Here is a 16,117-nt window from a genome sequence, read left to right as displayed (position 1 = left end):
GGATCAAGCGCAGGACGACCGTTATCTGCACTGTACAGATCTGATACCCGCTCGTGGATAAAGCTAAAGTCAATCACACTGTCGATCTTGCGTAACAGATGATCGGCGGGAACCAAACTATCAAGCGTTACCATCTCGAGTTCGGTCTGTTCAGGGCTCGTTTTCTTTAACATAACCTATTGAATCAAAAGTCCCCGCAAATTGCGAGGACTTTGTCAGCAGTCTGAAGCGGGGACACACCCCGCTTTTTTTATCAGATCACTTTGAACAAGTTCTCGTGAATTTTATCTTATTCTGTACGTTGAATAAGGTGGTAGCCAAATGAAGTTTCTACAACGTCACTTGTTTCCCCCACGTCCATCGAAAATGCGGATTCTTCGAATTCCGGTACCATCATTCCTTTGCCAAAGTGGCCAAGATCACCCCCTTCATTGCCTGATGGGCAATCAGAATGTTCTTTGGCAAGATCCGCGAATGCAGCACCACCTTCGATCTGGCTTTTAAGGTCTTGAATTAGGGTTTGAGCTTCGTCTTGTGATCTTGTCGCTGTAGAACGCATAGAACCTTCGTACATTAACAGGATGTGCGATGCACGTACTTGATCAGACATAGTGTTTCTCCATAAAAAAAACCGCACATTATGCGGGGTGAGTTCCCCATATACATAACGTACGGTTCTAAATGATCAACGTCTGATTCTGTTTTATGTAATATTAAATTTCTGCAAGACGTCAGCCAAATCATCGCCAAAAGTCGCCCCACGGCGAATGACGCCAACGTTCATTGGTAGTTCCTGCATATCAGGGTGATCAGAAGGCAAACTGGTCAAAACAGCAACATGAGATTTTTTCGTTGATGGCATTGCCTTTAAGGCACAGGCAAGATCTGCCCCGCCTAATCGGGGCATCACCATAGATGTAATGACAAGATCCGGTTTGGTCTCGAGAATCATTGTGATTGCTTCTAATGGCTCGGTCAGTGAGGTCACGCGGTATCCGCATGCTGCGAGTTCACGCGCAACAACCTTGCCAGCTGTTTTTTGTGGAATGACCAGTAAAACTTCAGTGTTGGTAATTTCAATGTCTTCAACATTGAAGGTGATTTGGTGCGGCATAGAGCGCACGACTTCAGCAATATTTTCTGTCGGTAAAGTTTCACCATCAAGCAAGGCGGAAATTTTATCACTGTAAGTTTGAAGATCCTGAATGTGTTTGGGTTCAAGATCGGTTAATCCGGCGAGATATTCATCCAATCTATGGGTTATGGCGGCTAAACCAGGGATATTGACAGATTTTGCCTTAAACCTCAGGTTAGACGAATCTTGAGCTAAACGTTCCGCCGCTGTTTTTCCGTCCAATCCACCTGTTCGAACTTGTTGAAGGTTGACTTCCAGGCTGGATGCGACATCTCTTGCTTCGTCCAACATTTCGCTTTCAGCGAGTTTATCTGCTTCTTCTTCGCTGATAACAGAACCCGAATTCATTTTCACACACCTAACATCTTTAATTTATATATTTTGCACAAGATAAAGTGAATGGGTTAATGCTCTGCTAATATTTCCTGTAGTTCGCTGGTTTTTTTGATTTTTTAAGGGGGGGAGAGATTTTAAGATTTATCTAGAGTGCACAAATAAAAAAGCTGCCCAAATCAAATTTGAACAGCTTTTTACAAGATTGAGTTTGTTTGTTTATGAAGGTTTATTGCCGTAAAGATCTTTGGGATCAATCTCAACATTTGAGATTTCGGTACAATCCCCGTTTTCTGAAACTGAAGTATAGAAACAGCTGCGGCGACCTGTGTGACAGGCTACCCCATTTTGTTTAACTTTAACAAGAATCGTGTCTCGATCACAGTCGATGATCAGATCAACAAGATCTTGGTGTTGGCCGGATGTTTCACCTTTTTTCCAAAGTGCCTGACGTGAGCGTGACCAATAGCAAACCCGACCACTGCTGAGGGTTTTTTCTATTGCTTCCTTGTTCATCCAGGCCATCATAAGGATATCACCCTTTGTATTATCCTGAGCAATCGCGGGGATCAGGCCTTGATCATTAAATTTAAGGCTGGACAGAAGAGTGTCCAACTTGGTTTTAGACATGAGTATGGTCCCTAGAGTGATAATTTTTTAAAGCCGGCCTCTAAATCCATGATCAGATCATCTGGATTTTCCAAACCGATATGTAATCTTATCAATGGTCCCGCAGCATTCCATTTTGTCGCCGTGCGAATAGAGCTGGGGTCGCTAGGAAGGATAAGACTTTCAAAACCACCCCAACTATAACCAATGCCGTATAGATTTAAACTATCAACCATTGCGTTGACTGACGCTTTAGATGTTGGGTTGAGAATAAAACTGAATAGACCGCTAGCACCTGTCATATCGCGTTTCCAGATATGGTGACCAGGATCACTTTCCAGAGCTGGATGAAGTACACTGGACACTTCTGCGCGTTTGGCAAGCCAGTTTGCCACGGCCAATCCACTTTCTTGGTGTTGCTTTAGGCGAACGGCCATTGTTCTTAAACCGCGTTGAGCCAAATAAACATCATCAGGCCCAGAGCATTGTCCAAGGTGGAAAGTTGTCTCTTTGACTTTCTGGTAAAGTTCTTCGGTTGTAATGATTAACCCCAACATCGCATCAGAATGGCCGACGATATATTTCGTGCCAGCATGAACAGAGATATCGACGCCTAGATCAAAAGATTTGCAGAGCAGGGGGGTCGCCCATGTGTTATCCATGATGACCAACACACCTTTGTTATGAGCTGCTTTGGTTATCGCCGGAATATCTTGCATTTCAAAAGTATGAGAACCTGGTGCCTCTGTGAAAACAAGACGCGTGTTTGGACGAATGAGTTGTTCAATATCTTTGCCAATTAAGGGGTCGTAATAGGTTGTTTCTACACCCATTCGCTTTAGGACATCCTTACAGAAGAAGCGAGTTGGTGCGTAAACGGAATCAGTGACCAGAATGTGGTCACCGGATTCTACGACACTTAAAATTGCTGTCGTGATTGCTCCAAGGCCAGAAGACACTGAAAAAGCCCCATAGCCACCTTCTAATTCGGCAACAGCATTTTCCAGGGCAAAAACAGTTGGCGTGCCCTGACGTCCATAATTCATTGTGCCTTTGTCGAACTTTGTTGCAGCCCGGTGTTCCATTTCTGCTGTATCTTTAAAAAGAATGGTAGAGGCGTGATAGACGGGGGGATTAACCACGCCAAAGTTCGCCAATGGGTCCCGGCCGAGATGGGTTACTTTTGTTTCTGGTGCGTACTTATTGTTCGACATTAGGCATTCTCATATTAGGGGGATGACTTTGAATGGCAGCATCACGATTGAAGGGAGCGTTTGCAAGTAATTCTATGAAGGCGGAGAAGAAAGCAGTTGAGGCAACATTTAGAGACAGGGGGTACTTAATTAGGATTCTTTAATAGAGAAATAGATGGCGCTTTAAAGACAAAAAATCAAAAAAATAAAAAAATTAACCATATAAAAAAACTGTATGTACAATTTTTTTACAAAAAACAAAGAAAGTTTGCAGTGGGTGATATTGTTTAACATGTTGATTATTAAGTGTTTTTTTGATGGCAAGGAAAATTGTCACCTAACAAAGTAAAAAATGCTGTTTTCTGAGAGGCTTAGATAGGTTACTGATTATGCATGTTTATTGCGTTGGTGAACATTTGTATGCCGATGGAAAATAAATCGGGATGTCCTGTTTGCGACGTCTTAAACAAACAATAAACGTGTTAAACAGCAGGGAAGACACAAAAAATGAAATTCGGAAAAGTCCTGTTTGCGGCAGCAGCTGCCACAGCAATGACAACAGCAGCTCAGGCTGGTACTCTTGACGATGTCAAAGCACGCGGCGAGCTAAATTGTGGTGTCGCAACACCTCTACCTGGTTTTGCTGCTCCTAACGCAGAAAACGTCTGGGAAGGTCTTGACGTTGATGTATGTCGCGCAGTTGCAGCAGCTGTATTTGGCGACCCAATGAAAGTAAAAATCACACCTACGACTTCTAAAGAGCGCTTTACTGTTCTTCAGTCTGGTGAGATTGATCTGCTTGCTCGTAACACTACGTGGACGCTTTCTCGTGATGTTAACCTCGGCTTTGAGTTCGTTGGTATTAACTACTACGATGGTCAAGGTTTCCTCGTGAACAAATCTCTTGGTGTTTCCAGTGCAACTGAGCTAGACGGCGCGTCCGTTTGTGTTCAGACTGGTACAACAACTGAACTTAATCTGGCTGACTATTTCCGTGCTCAAGGTATGCAGTACGAAACTGTTCCAGTTGCGACTGCGGAAGAAGGCGCAAAAGTATATGACGAAGGTCGTTGTGACGTATACACAACAGATGCTTCCGGTCTGTATTCACTTCGCTCTACCTTGTCCGCTCCTGATGAGCAGATCGTTCTTCCAGAAATCATTTCCAAAGAGCCACTCGGTCCTCTCGTACGTCACGGTGACCAGCAGTGGGGCGATATCGCTCGCTGGACTCTTAACGCAATGATCATTGCTGAAGAACTAGGTATTACATCTGCTAATATTGATGAAATGTCTTCATCAAATAACCCATCTGTTCTTCGTCTAATTGGTGCCGAAGGCAACATGGGCGAGCAGCTTGGTCTAGATGCTAAATGGGCATACAACGTAGTTAAAAACGTTGGCAACTACGGTGAGTCTTTCAAAAGAAATCTTACTGATACCCTAAACATTGAGCGCGGTCTTAACGCTCAGTGGAAAGATGGTGGTCTGGTTTACGCTCCTCCAATGCGCTAAGTCGAGACATTAAAGCCTGATTTACTATGCGTAGGGCTGCCAGTATTGGTGGCCCTACCTTAGCTAAACAGGCTTTAATTTTAATAAAAATAAGCATTTAGGAGGCAGTATGTCGGCTGAAACTGCACAAAATGCCCGTGGGTCGGGTGGAGCTTCGCTCTTTTCGGATCAGCGGTTTAGATCGCTTTTCTTCCAGGCTCTTGTAATAGGCCTGCTTGGCGCATTCCTCGTATTCATTGTTTTTAACACAGCGCATAATATCGAAAAACGCGGTATTCAAACTGGTTTCGCTTTTCTTGATACAGCTGCTGGATACGACATCGCCATTTCCCCTTTTATGGAATATACGGCAACTCACACACATGGACGTGTGTTTCTAGTTGGGTTGTTAAACACTTTGATGGTTTCCTTTTTGGGAATCATTGCCGCAACAATCCTGGGTGTTTTTCTAGGTGTTTTGCGACTTTCACCAAACTGGTTAGTAAGTAGAATTGTATATTGGTATATTGAATTTACACGTAACGTTCCCTTGTTGCTGCAAATTCTCCTCTGGTATGCGGTTTTCCTAGGATTACCAGCGGTTAAGAAAAGCATAACCCTTTTCAATGATACCTTTATCCTGAACAAGCGTGGACTTATTGTACCAGAGCCTCTTCCCGGAGATGGTTTCATGCTGGTACCGGTTATGCTGGTTGTTGCCATTGTTGCGAGTATCCTTTTTGCTCGTTGGGCAAAGAAAAAACAGGCCGCTACTGGTAAGATATATCCGGTATTTATGACAAATACTGCGATGATTGTCGGTTTGCCGCTTTTGGCTTTTGCGGTGACAGGCTTTCCTCTCGATTTTGCTTATGCTGAACTTAAAGGCTTTAACTTCAAAGGTGGTGTGGTTATTAAACCTGAATTTACCGCACTTTGGTTTGCTTTGAGCCTCTATACAGCAGCATTTGTTGCAGAAACTGTTCGTGCAGGTATTCAGTCTGTTTCTCATGGACAAACTGAAGCATCTGAAGCTTTGGGCTTACGTCCTAGCTGGACGATGCGCTTGATCATTCTTCCTCAGGCTCTTCGGGTGATTATTCCTCCGATGACCAGTCAGTATCTTAACCTTACCAAAAACTCTTCTCTTGCGGTTGCCATTGGTTACCCTGATATTGTGCAGTCTTTTGGTGGTGTGACATTGAACCAGACAGGACAGGCGATTGAGGTGATTTTTGTTACGATGCTTGTGTATCTAACAATCAGTTTGCTTATTTCAGCATTTATGAACTGGTATAATAACCGCGTTCGTTTGGTAGAAAGGTAAGAGGAGCATGAGTGTAACTGAACAACAATATGCTCCTGGTGAGCATCCTGATCTTCCACCACCCCTGGGGGAAGCAGGATTAATCGCATGGTTTAGAAAGAGGCTTTTTTCGAGTGTTGGCAATACCATTCTGACACTGGTGGCTGTGTTTTTCCTTTACCATGTTTTGTCCGCCATAATTTTCTGGTCTATTACTGGTGCTACCTTTACAGGTGAAACTAAGGCTGACTGTTCACTTGGTGGGGCTTGTTGGCTTGTGATCGGAGATCGCTTCCACCAGTTTATGTACGGTCTTTATCCAACAGATCAATATTGGCGCCCAAACCTTACCTTCATCTTGATGGTAATTGCCATCGTTCCGGTATTGTTTGACAACATTCCGCATCGTGGAAAGTTTCTACTATTTTCAGCGGTATTCCCTTTTATTGCTTTTTACCTATTAAGTGGTGGTTGGGGACTTGAAACTGTTGATACTGACGAATGGGGTGGATTGTTATTAACCCTGGTTCTAGGTGTTACTGGGATTGTGGCTTCGTTGCCGATCGGTATTGTCTTGGCGCTTGGCCGTCGTTCAAATATGCCGATTGTTCGGACATTGTGTGTTTGCTTTATCGAGTTTATTCGCGGTGTGCCGTTGATCACTATTCTCTTCATGGCATCGAATATGCTGCCATTGTTCCTGCCTGAAGGTGTGAACTTTGACAAATTACTTCGTGCTTTGATCGGTGTTGCCTTGTTCTCTTCTGCTTATATGGCAGAGGTTATACGTGGCGGTCTTCAGGCTATTCCGAAAGGTCAATATGAAGGTGCAGATGCAATGGGGCTAAGTTATTGGCAGTCCATGCGTCTGATCATTCTTCCGCAGGCACTTCGCATTGTTATTCCTGGGATTGTGAACACATTTATCGGTCTTTACAAAGATACCACACTTGTATCAATTATCGGTTTGTTTGACTTGATTGGTATTGGTTTGGTTGCTGTTGCTGATGTTAAATGGCGTGGTTTGGCTCCGGAAACGTATGCCTTTATTGCGCTGTTGTTCTTCATATCCTGTTTTGCAATGTCGCGTTACAGCCTATGGCTTGAAAACAAACTTCACACTGGTCATAAAAGATAAGGAGCCCGTGGTATTATGAGTAATGCAAGTGCCAATGCCTCGAAAAAAACAGATGAAGTGGCTATCCAGCTGAACGGTGTTCACAAGTGGTATGGCCAGTTTCATGTGTTGAAAAACATTAATCTGAACGTTCAACGGGGGGAGCGGATTGTTATCTGTGGTCCTTCCGGTTCAGGTAAATCCACATTGATCCGATGTATCAACCGCTTGGAAGAGCATCAACAGGGCGATATCATCGTTGATAATATCGAACTGACAGGTAACCTCAAAAACATCGATGCGATCCGTCGTGAAGTTGGTATGTGCTTCCAGCACTTTAACCTTTTTCCGCATCTCAGTGTTCTTGAGAACTGTACTCTTGCACCAATTTGGGTCCGCAAGATGCCAAAGAAAGAAGCTGAAGAAATTGCTATGCACTATCTGGAGCGTGTTAAAATTCCAGATCAGGCCGGGAAATTCCCAGGGCAACTTTCTGGTGGTCAGCAACAACGTGTTGCGATTGCCCGTTCCCTTTGTATGAACCCACGCATTATGCTGTTTGATGAGCCTACATCTGCTCTTGATCCAGAGATGATTGCAGAGGTTCTGGATACAATGATTGAGTTGGCTGAAACTGGCATGACAATGCTTTGTGTTACCCACGAAATGGGTTTTGCACGAAAGGTTGCGGATAGAGTTATCTTTATGGATGGCGGTGAGATTATTGAGCAAAATGAACCAGAAGAGTTCTTTAATAATCCTCAGTCCGAGAGAACACAGAAGTTCTTGAGCCAAATTTTGGCGCATTGATCCTTTCTGTTTCTTATGAAAAGCGGCCTCTGATCCAGAGGCCGCTTTTTTGTTTGTGTCATTAGAGGCCTTTGTAAGGCGAATGCTGTAAAGATTACTGTTGGAATATCAATTATCAGGTAATTTATGAGGTGCATAAAATTATCCAGTTATTCTTTAGAACAAGTTCTTTAATCTCAAAGCATTTATTTTGAATACAAAAAAGCCAGCTGAATTTTTACAGCTGGCTTTTAGAGTAAAAGATCAAAAGTTTTGACTGATATTACAAATGATCTTTGTTTCTATGTCTAATCAATTACCGCTTATCTACGGGAATAAAGTCCCTTGCATCGGAGCCAAGATAAAGTTGGCGGGGTCTGCTGATTTTGTGTCCAGGATCTTCAATCATCTCTTTCCACTGCGCAACCCAACCTACGGTTCTTGCCAAGGCGAAAAGAACTGTAAACATAGATGTCGGGAAGTTCATGGCACGTAGGATGATACCGGAATAGAAGTCAACATTCGGGAATAGCTTCTTTTCGGCAAAGTATGGATCGGATACTGCTACTTTCTCAAGTTCCATCGCCAGTTCAAGGAGTGGATCGTTGATACCGAGCTCTTCAAGAACTTCGTGACAGGATTCACGCATGACCGATGCACGAGGGTCGTAGTTTTTGTATACGCGGTGACCAAAGCCCATCAAACGGAATGGATCGTTTTTGTCTTTCGCGCGTTCAATAAATTTGGGGATGTTATCTTTATGCCCAATCTGCTGAAGCATGTTCAAGACGGCTTCGTTTGCACCACCATGTGCTGGTCCCCAGAGAGATGCGATACCTGCTGCAATACATGCAAATGGATTTGCGCCACTTGAACCTGCAATACGAACAGTAGATGTTGAAGCATTTTGTTCGTGATCAGCATGAAGAATAAAGATGCGATCCATTGCACGAACAAGGGCCGGGCTTGCTTTGTACTCTTCACAAGGAACCGAGAAGGTCATATGAAGGAAGTTTTCTGCATAGCTAAGATCGTTCTTTGGATAGACAAAAGGCTGACCAATGGAATATTTATAAGCATAAGCCGCAATGGTTGGCATCTTGGCTATAAGACGGTGTGATGCGATCAAACGCTGTTGCGGGTCACGAATATCTGTTGAATCGTGATAGAACGCCGATAGAGCACCTACAACACCAACCATGATTGACATTGGATGTGAATCACGACGGAAACCGCGATAGAAATTCAACATCTGCTCGTGCAGCATTGTGTGGTAGGTAATCTGATTTTTGAATTCGTCTGATTCTGCTTTTGTTGGTAATTCACCATTCAAAAGAAGATAGCATGTTTCCATGTAATCGCTTTTAGAGGCTAGATCTTCAATGGAGTATCCTCTGTGGCGCAATATACCTTTATCTCCATCAATGTAAGTGATGGAGGAATCACAACTACCCGTTGAAGTGAAGCCGGGGTCATAGGTAAAACAACCAGATTCACTGTAAAGTTTTCTAACATCGATAACATTCGGTCCACAAGTGCCCTCAAGGATTGGCATATCCCAACTGTGTCCGGTGCGGTTGTCCGTAACGGTAACGCTATTTTTGTTGTCGGTATCTGACATATTTGGAACCTCTGCTCTTTGTTATTATTCTGGTTTGTTGCGCAGCAGCATAATACTTTTGCTACTTAAGATCAAATTGTGCGCTGCAATATTTTTGAATAATTATTTCCTCAAATTTGATCCGTAATTCTGTTAATTGATTCGTCTTTGCCAAGAATTGCCATGACTTCAAAGATCCCCGGGGAAACATTGGATCCACTGAGTGCAGCGCGTAATGGCTGGGCAACCTTGCCAAGCTTTAATTCATTTTCTTCAGCGAAGCTTTTCACTGTATTTTCCAGAAGGTTTTCTTCCCAAGTTGCTAGGTTTTGCAGGGCAGGTAAAAGATTCTTCAGGTTTTCTTTGCCTTCGTCTGACAGAAGTTTTTTGGCTTTATCGTTCAGTTGCAAGGGGCGGCTTTTAACGTAAAAAGCTGCACTTTCTGCAAGATCGATAATTGTTTTTGCTCGTTCTTTCAGGCCAGACATTCCTTTGATCAGAACAGCTTTTTGTCCTGCCGATACTGTAACCCCTTCTTTCTCGCAAATGAGGGGAGAGATAATATTTGCCAGATAGCTATCATCTGAATTGCGGATATAGATGCCGTTCAAATTCTCAAGCTTGGCAAAGTCAAAGCGAGATGGTGATTTACCAACGCCGTCTATATCAAACCATTTAATGGCCTGTTCAGTCGAGATTACTTCCTCGTCGCCATGTCCCCAGCCCAAACGAAGTAAGTAATTTCGCAAGGCTTCGGGCAAGTATCCCATTTCATCGCGGTAGGCCTCTACACCCAGAGCGCCGTGGCGTTTTGAAAGTTTAGCACCGTCTGCACCGTGGATGAGGGGGATATGGGCAAAATTAGGCAGTTCCCAGTCCATCGCTTTGAAAAGCTGTGTTTGCCTGAAAGCATTTGTTAGGTGATCATCGCCGCGGATAATGTGTGTGATTCCCATGTCATGGTCATCAACAACAACAGACAGCATATAAGTGGGGGTGCCATCAGCTCTTAGCAGAACCATATCATCAAGTTGGCTGTTGGCTACTGTGACGTCACCTTGAACAAGGTCTTTAATAAGCGTTTCGCCTTCCTGCGGCATTTTCAGGCGCACGACAGGTTTAACACCTTCGGGAGCGTCTGAAGCAGGGCGATCACGCCAACGACCATCGTATTTCATTGGACGACCTTCGGCACGCGCTGTTTCGCGCATTTCGGTCAGTTCTTCCGGGCTACAATAACAATAATAGGCTTTGCCTTCGGACAAGAGTTTCTGAGCAACTTGCTGGTGTCTTTCTGCGCGGGCAAATTGATAGGTAATTTCATCATCATGTTTCAGTCCCAACCAGTCCAGGCCATCAATAATAGCCTCGATGGCCTCGGGCGTTGAACGTTTGCGGTCAGTATCTTCAATCCGCAGTAAATATTTACCACCATGGTGTTTGGCAAAAAGCCAATTAAAGAGGGCTGTACGTGCGCCACCAATATGAAGAAATCCAGTAGGTGAAGGTGCAAAACGGGTCACGACCTGTTTCGTGGGATGGCTCATGACGATCTTCCGATAATCCAGAGGTTTTGGGTGTTAGTCTTAGCGAGGGGTATCCGGTGCCTGTGAAGTTTGGGTAAACTCTCTACCTGTATACCAAAGACTTTGTTTCGCCGGAGATGTAGCACATTGTTACCTATCTCGCAAATAGGTAGAGCCTAATTGTAGTGCTTTACCATATTATTGTTATGGTTTTTCTACATAATACCAAGATTGATACAGATAAAAGACGGACAATAATTCGAGTGAGTTGAAAAAAGATGATGTTTTTCCCTTTTGTTGTAATAAACTGACAAAAGGAGGGATTGTTTTGTGTCGTCAAAGGTTTTTACCAACGAGCAAGGTGCTTTTGCCAACTGGTTTCCTGTCTTTATCGGGGTGGGAATTGGCCTTTATTTTTCACTGCCCTTTGAACCAAGCCTAACGTTGTCGTTTGTGACTTCTCTAGGATTATGGGGGATGGTTCTAGGGGGAATTTTCTTTCATTCAGCTGCTACGTTACATGGTTTGTCTGAAGCTACATATGTACTGGTAAAGTACTTTTTGATTGCTGCTGCCCTAGCTTCCACCGGGTTTGCATCTGCAGCCTACAGAACCGATAGCGTGGCCGCGCCCATTGTTGAACGAGAATTTGGTCCCAGCTACTTCGAAGGGCGGATTATTCAAATAGAACCAAGTTCACCGGGGCAGAGGTATTTACTGGATAATTTGACCGGAAAAGCTTTCAAGTGGCTCAGTACGCCCGATATCATCCGCTTGAAGTCGAACCTGGAACAGGAAAACATCCGCGTAGGCATGCGGGTGCGGGTTCTTGCTGTTATTCAACCACCATCGCGCCCCAATATTCCCGGTGGATTTAACTATGCAAGGCATGCTTATTATCAGAAGATCGGTGCAATTGGATATATTCTTGGCAAGGTAAAGGTTGCTGAAGAGCAACCACCGAACGACAAGCAATATATCGATAATTACATAGGAATGAAGGCGGCAGAAGTTCGAAATTCAATTGTCAGAAAAGTAGGTAAACATCTGGACGGAGATCAAAAGGATCTCGTTGTGACATTTTTAACAGGACAAAAGGGGGGCCTTTCGAAAGGAACCAAAGAAGAAATCCGCGATGCAGGTTTGGCTCATCTTCTCGCCATTTCCGGGTTGCATATGGGCTTAATGGCTGGAATTCTTTTTTTTGTTATTCGCTTTATTTTAGCTTTGTTTCCTCGTGTCGCGTTGAACTTTCCAATTAAAAAGATTGCGGCAGTGGCCGCGATTGTTTTTTGTTTTTTCTATTTGTTGTTGATCAATCATCCGCTGTCAGCTCAACGGGCATTTATCATGGTCGCCGTGAGTTTGACAGCTGTCGTGCTGGATCGTAAGGCGCTTTCCATTAGAACTGTTTCTGTGGCGGCGGTATTCTTGTTATTGATCTATCCGGAAGTTTTGATTTCAGCCAGTTTTCAGATGTCATTTTCTGCTGTGTTGGCACTTGTTGCTTTTTTTGAACGCTATTCCCAGAAAAAGCCTGAGCAGAAATTTATTGGGAAACTCTTACACAACATAAAGTTAACCTGTTATTGCTCTCTTGTTGCTTCGTTAGCGACCGCACCCTTTGTTCTCTATCATTTTCACAGCCTGCCTTTGTTCGGGATTCTTGCAAACCTGGTAGCCGTTCCCTTTACGGCCTTGGTCTTAATGCCATTGGTTTTAATTTGTTATGTCCTGCTGCCTTTAGGGGCAGAAGGATTAATTATTCAGGTGTTGGGACAGGCGTTTGAGTTCTTGTTGTGGGTAGCGCGGATGGTTGCTCATATTCCTTATGGAGAATGGCGGTTAGCTGCTTTTCCTGTTTCTGTGCTGGCGATTGTAACATTTGGTGGTATTTGGCTGTGCCTTATTAAAACAAAACTCAGGTGGTATGGGGGTGTTCCTGTTTTGTTATTTGTTATTCATATCAATGTGTTTATAGAAAAACCTGATATTTTAGTTGACCCGAAAAATCAGTTAGTTGGCATTACCATAAATGATACACTGTATCTTAATAGTACAAAGCGCTCGAGATTTGTTTCACGGATCTGGAAGCAGGATCTTGCTTTGAACCATTTGAAATCCTGGGATGAGTTATCCCGTGATTACCTGAAATGTGACGCAGAATCCTGTCACCTAACATTGCAGGGAATGGTGGTTTCTTTAATAAAAGACGGTACGGCTTTTCCAGAGGACTGTAATCAGGGACTGTTTCTTATTGCGCCAAAACACCAAGTTCCCGGGTGGTGCAATAACAGGAGTAGGGTGGGCGACGATTATCCCACGCTAGGCTATTGGAAATTGAGAAAAGGTGGCGTGCATAGCATATTTCTTACAGGGGAGATGCTGACGATACACAGGGTCAGTGAATTTGTTGGCGATCGCCCATGGAATAGAGGTGATTAATACTTAAGCTATTTGTTATAAACTACCTGTAACAGATTGTTAATTATAAATTCTTAGTAGGCCGACGAGTTTGCCTTGAACTTGAACTCTACCAGCTTCGTAGGTTTTGGTTTCATAGGCGGCATTCGCTGGTTCCAACTCAATTTTGCCACTTTGACGTCTGACATGTTTGAGGGTGGCTTCTGCATTATCTACAAAAGCTACACCGATCTGACCATTTTCGACGGTGTCGCATCTTTTGATGAGTACGGTATCGCCATCAAGGATACCTGCCTCAATCATGGAATCTCCTTCGACGGTAAGTGCGTAGTGATCACCATTACCCAAAAGGTTCAGAGGGACATCAACATAGTTAGCTGGGTCACTCAGGGCTTCAATAGGTGTACCGGCTGCGATTTTCCCATAGAGAGGTAGTTGAACAGTTTCATCAGATGACTGGTTGGCTGCTTCGATGTTTTTGTTGAGCAGAGGATTGTTTTTATGGTTCAGAGCATCATGTTCCTGTTGTTGAGGTACTGGCCCCAGATCTTCAGGTAGTCTCAGTATTTCAACAGCACGTGCCCTGTGCGCAAGCCTGCGAATAAAACCACGTTCTTCCAAGGCTGTAATCAGGCGATGAATACCGGATTTTGACTTTAATTCCAATGCATCCTTCATCTCGTCAAAAGACGGTGAAACCCCGGTTCGGGTCAAATGATCCCGAATGTAAAGCAATAGCTCACGTTGTTTCTTGGTCAGCATTAAAATTCCCCCGAAATACAGACTTGAATTTCTGTAGAACAAAACAAAAACATATTTTTTGTTCTACTTTGGTTCTCGTTTCAGGTCAAGCAGTTTTACGCTGTTTCTTGTACTTAAAGCCGAATTATCTCTACCTCTGTACCTTTAGCTGCGGGCACAGCAAAGGGCGCACGGATCACAAGACAATCTGCTTTGCGGAGCAGATTTAACATTGCACTGTCCTGTCGATCAAAGGGAGTTGCTTCCAGTTGGCCGGATGAATTGGTTGATAGTCTGGCTCTTAAATAATCCTGCCGTTTATCGTTTTCTCCAAGATCGCTGGTGAGGACGGCTTTTTCTATTTGTAAAGTATCAGGGTTTCTACCGGTCATTTTCCACAGGGCCGGGCGAGCAAAAATGTAGGCACAGACCAAGGTTGATACTGGGTTCCCCGGAAGACCGATCATGGGAGTGCGCCCAAGCTTGCCAAATATCAGGGGTTTCCCCGGGCGCATCGCTATCCGCCAGAAATCAATTTCGAGACCCTGTTCCCCAAGTACAGAGCGTACAAGGTCATGATCACCTACAGACGCACCACCCGTCGTTAGCAACAGATCTGCCCCTTCAGCTCCCTTGGCCATTGCGGAAAGGGCTTCTTTGTCGTCAGGGGCAATGCCGAGCGAGATCGGTTCTCCACCACATTCGCGAACAAATGACATCAGGGCTGTTGTGTTGGAGCTAATGATCTGGTTTGGTCCCGGTGTTACGCCGGGCAGGACAACCTCGTTACCAGTGGCCAGTATCGCGACTTTCGGTTTTCGATATACCTCAAGCCAGGGATGGTTCATTGCCGCTGCAAGGGCGAGATCTCGAGCTGTGAGTGTCGTTCCTTTTTCAAGGCCGATTTGTCCTTCGCTAAAATCCAGCCCGGCGGGGCGAATATAACGGCCAGGTGCTTCACTTTGTTTAACGGTGACATTTGTATCGTCGTGGTCGGTATTTTCCTGAATGACAATACAATCAGCACCAAGGGGAACCGGGCCACCGGTAAAAATGCGAACTGCTTCCCCATCCTGTAGTTGTGCTTCATAGCTTCCCCCAGCCGGGGCTTCGCCCCTGATCTTGAGGGTAACGGGGACAGTTTGAATATCAGCGGATTTTACGGCAAAGCCATCCATGGCGGAAACATCGTTTGGTGGCTGTGTCAATCTGGCTTTAACATCTTTGGCGAGGACCCGTCCCAGAGCATCGTGCAGAGAGACGGTTTCTGGAGCAAGTTCTGTAAAACCAGCGAGGACCCGTTCTAAAGCTTCTTCAACCTGTATCATTACTCTGCCTCGTAGGTGCCTGATTTGCCGCCAGTTTTTTTGACCAATCTAATATCTGTTATCTGAATACCTTTATCGACTGCTTTACACATATCATAAATCGTCAAAGCGGCGATTGATACCGCGGTCAAGGCTTCCATCTCGACCCCGGTTTGCCCCGCGAGTTTACATGTTCCGATAACTTCAATGGCGTTGTTCTCAGGATCGAGGGTAAAGTCAACTTTCACAGATGTGAGCATCAGGGGGTGACACAAAGGAATCAGGTCGGGTGTTTTTTTTGCCCCCATGATACCCGCCAAGCGGGCGATTGCGAGAACATCGCCCTTTTTGAAACCACCTTGTTGAATAAGCTGCATTGTTTCAGGTTGAACCAATACTCGACCTTTGGCCGTTGCTGTTCTGGTGGTTTCGGCTTTGTCCGAAACATCAACCATGACAGCTTTGCCTTCTTGATCGAAGTGAGTAAGTTCATTTCCTGATGACATTGTCGTATCCAACTTTTGTGTCCGTGACTATCTATTT

Annotated in this window: 14 protein-coding genes and 1 pseudogene; 5 read left to right on the top strand and 10 right to left on the bottom strand. The window is 44.4% G+C overall.

The window, feature by feature from the left end:
* The 5 genes and pseudogenes from WH95_RS21195 to metC form a co-directional block, all read right to left on the bottom strand.
* Nucleotides 1-173 (bottom strand): annotated as a pseudogene (locus tag WH95_RS21195) (IS5/IS1182 family transposase); the annotation flags it as partial.
* Between the two features lie 116 nt (nucleotides 174-289).
* On the bottom strand, nucleotides 290-610 hold the full coding sequence (locus tag WH95_RS18205; protein ID WP_046509808.1) for a peptidylprolyl isomerase: 321 nt from the start codon (nucleotides 608-610) through the stop codon (nucleotides 290-292).
* A 93-nt stretch (nucleotides 611-703) separates the two neighbouring features.
* Entirely contained in the window at nucleotides 704-1,483 is a 780-nt protein-coding gene (locus tag WH95_RS18200; protein ID WP_046509806.1) for a response regulator, read from the bottom strand.
* Nucleotides 1,484-1,687: 204 nt separating this feature from the next.
* Entirely contained in the window at nucleotides 1,688-2,098 is a 411-nt protein-coding gene (gene hisI, locus WH95_RS18195; RefSeq protein WP_046509805.1) for a phosphoribosyl-AMP cyclohydrolase, read from the bottom strand.
* Between the two features lie 11 nt (nucleotides 2,099-2,109).
* The gene (metC, locus tag WH95_RS18190; RefSeq protein ID WP_046509803.1) at nucleotides 2,110-3,291 is read right to left on the bottom strand and encodes a cystathionine beta-lyase; all 1,182 of its coding nucleotides are present in this window, start codon (nucleotides 3,289-3,291) and stop codon (nucleotides 2,110-2,112) included.
* Nucleotides 3,292-3,777: 486 nt separating this feature from the next.
* Between metC and WH95_RS18185 the strand changes: the two genes are divergently transcribed.
* The 4 genes from WH95_RS18185 (at nucleotide 3,778) to WH95_RS18170 (ending at nucleotide 7,997) form a co-directional block, all read left to right on the top strand.
* Nucleotides 3,778-4,785, top strand: coding sequence for an amino acid ABC transporter substrate-binding protein (locus tag WH95_RS18185; protein WP_046509801.1), 1,008 nt, complete (start codon nucleotides 3,778-3,780; stop codon nucleotides 4,783-4,785).
* A 109-nt stretch (nucleotides 4,786-4,894) separates the two neighbouring features.
* Nucleotides 4,895-6,091: an amino acid ABC transporter permease gene (locus WH95_RS18180; RefSeq protein WP_046509800.1), complete on the top strand. Its 1,197-nt coding sequence runs from the start codon at nucleotides 4,895-4,897 to the stop codon at nucleotides 6,089-6,091.
* A gap of 7 nt (nucleotides 6,092-6,098) precedes the next feature.
* Entirely contained in the window at nucleotides 6,099-7,208 is a 1,110-nt protein-coding gene (locus tag WH95_RS18175) for an amino acid ABC transporter permease (protein ID WP_046509798.1), read from the top strand.
* A gap of 15 nt (nucleotides 7,209-7,223) precedes the next feature.
* The gene (locus WH95_RS18170; protein WP_046509797.1) at nucleotides 7,224-7,997 is read left to right on the top strand and encodes an amino acid ABC transporter ATP-binding protein; all 774 of its coding nucleotides are present in this window, start codon (nucleotides 7,224-7,226) and stop codon (nucleotides 7,995-7,997) included.
* Nucleotides 7,998-8,292: 295 nt separating this feature from the next.
* Here the strand turns inward: WH95_RS18170 and WH95_RS18165 are convergent, their stop codons facing one another.
* Both WH95_RS18165 and gltX read right to left on the bottom strand, forming a co-directional pair.
* Nucleotides 8,293-9,597: a citrate synthase gene (locus WH95_RS18165; RefSeq protein ID WP_046509796.1), complete on the bottom strand. Its 1,305-nt coding sequence runs from the start codon at nucleotides 9,595-9,597 to the stop codon at nucleotides 8,293-8,295.
* A gap of 110 nt (nucleotides 9,598-9,707) precedes the next feature.
* A complete protein-coding gene (gene gltX, locus WH95_RS18160) occupies nucleotides 9,708-11,123 on the bottom strand; it encodes a glutamate--tRNA ligase (protein ID WP_046509795.1) in 1,416 nt (471 codons plus the stop codon).
* A 309-nt stretch (nucleotides 11,124-11,432) separates the two neighbouring features.
* Between gltX and WH95_RS18155 the strand changes: the two genes are divergently transcribed.
* Entirely contained in the window at nucleotides 11,433-13,547 is a 2,115-nt protein-coding gene (locus tag WH95_RS18155; protein ID WP_046509793.1) for a ComEC/Rec2 family competence protein, read from the top strand.
* Nucleotides 13,548-13,586: 39 nt separating this feature from the next.
* Here WH95_RS18155 and lexA read toward each other — a convergent pair whose 3' ends face one another.
* The 3 genes from lexA to moaC form a co-directional block, all read right to left on the bottom strand.
* Entirely contained in the window at nucleotides 13,587-14,288 is a 702-nt protein-coding gene (lexA, locus tag WH95_RS18150; RefSeq protein WP_046509792.1) for a transcriptional repressor LexA, read from the bottom strand.
* Nucleotides 14,289-14,401: 113 nt separating this feature from the next.
* The gene (locus WH95_RS18145) at nucleotides 14,402-15,595 is read right to left on the bottom strand and encodes a molybdopterin molybdotransferase MoeA (protein ID WP_046509791.1); all 1,194 of its coding nucleotides are present in this window, start codon (nucleotides 15,593-15,595) and stop codon (nucleotides 14,402-14,404) included.
* Nucleotides 15,595-16,080: a cyclic pyranopterin monophosphate synthase MoaC gene (gene moaC, locus WH95_RS18140; RefSeq protein ID WP_046509790.1), complete on the bottom strand. Its 486-nt coding sequence runs from the start codon at nucleotides 16,078-16,080 to the stop codon at nucleotides 15,595-15,597. The genes WH95_RS18145 and moaC overlap by 1 nt, the downstream gene beginning before the upstream one ends.
* Between the last annotated feature and the right edge of the window lie 37 nt (nucleotides 16,081-16,117).

This window comes from Kiloniella litopenaei (genome assembly GCF_000982415.1).
Classification (GTDB): Bacteria; Pseudomonadota; Alphaproteobacteria; order Kiloniellales; family Kiloniellaceae; genus Kiloniella; species Kiloniella litopenaei.
This window is presented reverse-complemented; position numbering and strand designations above follow the sequence as displayed.

Excerpts from the sequence above, each read along its gene's own strand:
- WH95_RS18205 (WP_046509808.1), bottom strand. The coding sequence starts at position 610 with ATGTCTGATCAAGTACGTGCATCGCACATCCTGTTAATGTACGAAGGT.
- WH95_RS18200 (WP_046509806.1), bottom strand. The coding sequence starts at position 1,483 with ATGAATTCGGGTTCTGTTATCAGCGAAGAAGAAGCAGATAAACTCGCT.
- hisI (WP_046509805.1), bottom strand. The coding sequence starts at position 2,098 with ATGTCTAAAACCAAGTTGGACACTCTTCTGTCCAGCCTTAAATTTAAT.
- metC (WP_046509803.1), bottom strand. The coding sequence starts at position 3,291 with ATGTCGAACAATAAGTACGCACCAGAAACAAAAGTAACCCATCTCGGC.
- WH95_RS18185 (WP_046509801.1), top strand. The coding sequence starts at position 3,778 with ATGAAATTCGGAAAAGTCCTGTTTGCGGCAGCAGCTGCCACAGCAATG.
- WH95_RS18180 (WP_046509800.1), top strand. The coding sequence starts at position 4,895 with ATGTCGGCTGAAACTGCACAAAATGCCCGTGGGTCGGGTGGAGCTTCG.
- WH95_RS18175 (WP_046509798.1), top strand. The coding sequence starts at position 6,099 with ATGAGTGTAACTGAACAACAATATGCTCCTGGTGAGCATCCTGATCTT.
- WH95_RS18170 (WP_046509797.1), top strand. The coding sequence starts at position 7,224 with ATGAGTAATGCAAGTGCCAATGCCTCGAAAAAAACAGATGAAGTGGCT.
- WH95_RS18165 (WP_046509796.1), bottom strand. The coding sequence starts at position 9,597 with ATGTCAGATACCGACAACAAAAATAGCGTTACCGTTACGGACAACCGC.
- gltX (WP_046509795.1), bottom strand. The coding sequence starts at position 11,123 with ATGAGCCATCCCACGAAACAGGTCGTGACCCGTTTTGCACCTTCACCT.
- lexA (WP_046509792.1), bottom strand. The coding sequence starts at position 14,288 with ATGCTGACCAAGAAACAACGTGAGCTATTGCTTTACATTCGGGATCAT.
- WH95_RS18145 (WP_046509791.1), bottom strand. The coding sequence starts at position 15,595 with ATGATACAGGTTGAAGAAGCTTTAGAACGGGTCCTCGCTGGTTTTACA.
- moaC (WP_046509790.1), bottom strand. The coding sequence starts at position 16,080 with ATGTCATCAGGAAATGAACTTACTCACTTCGATCAAGAAGGCAAAGCT.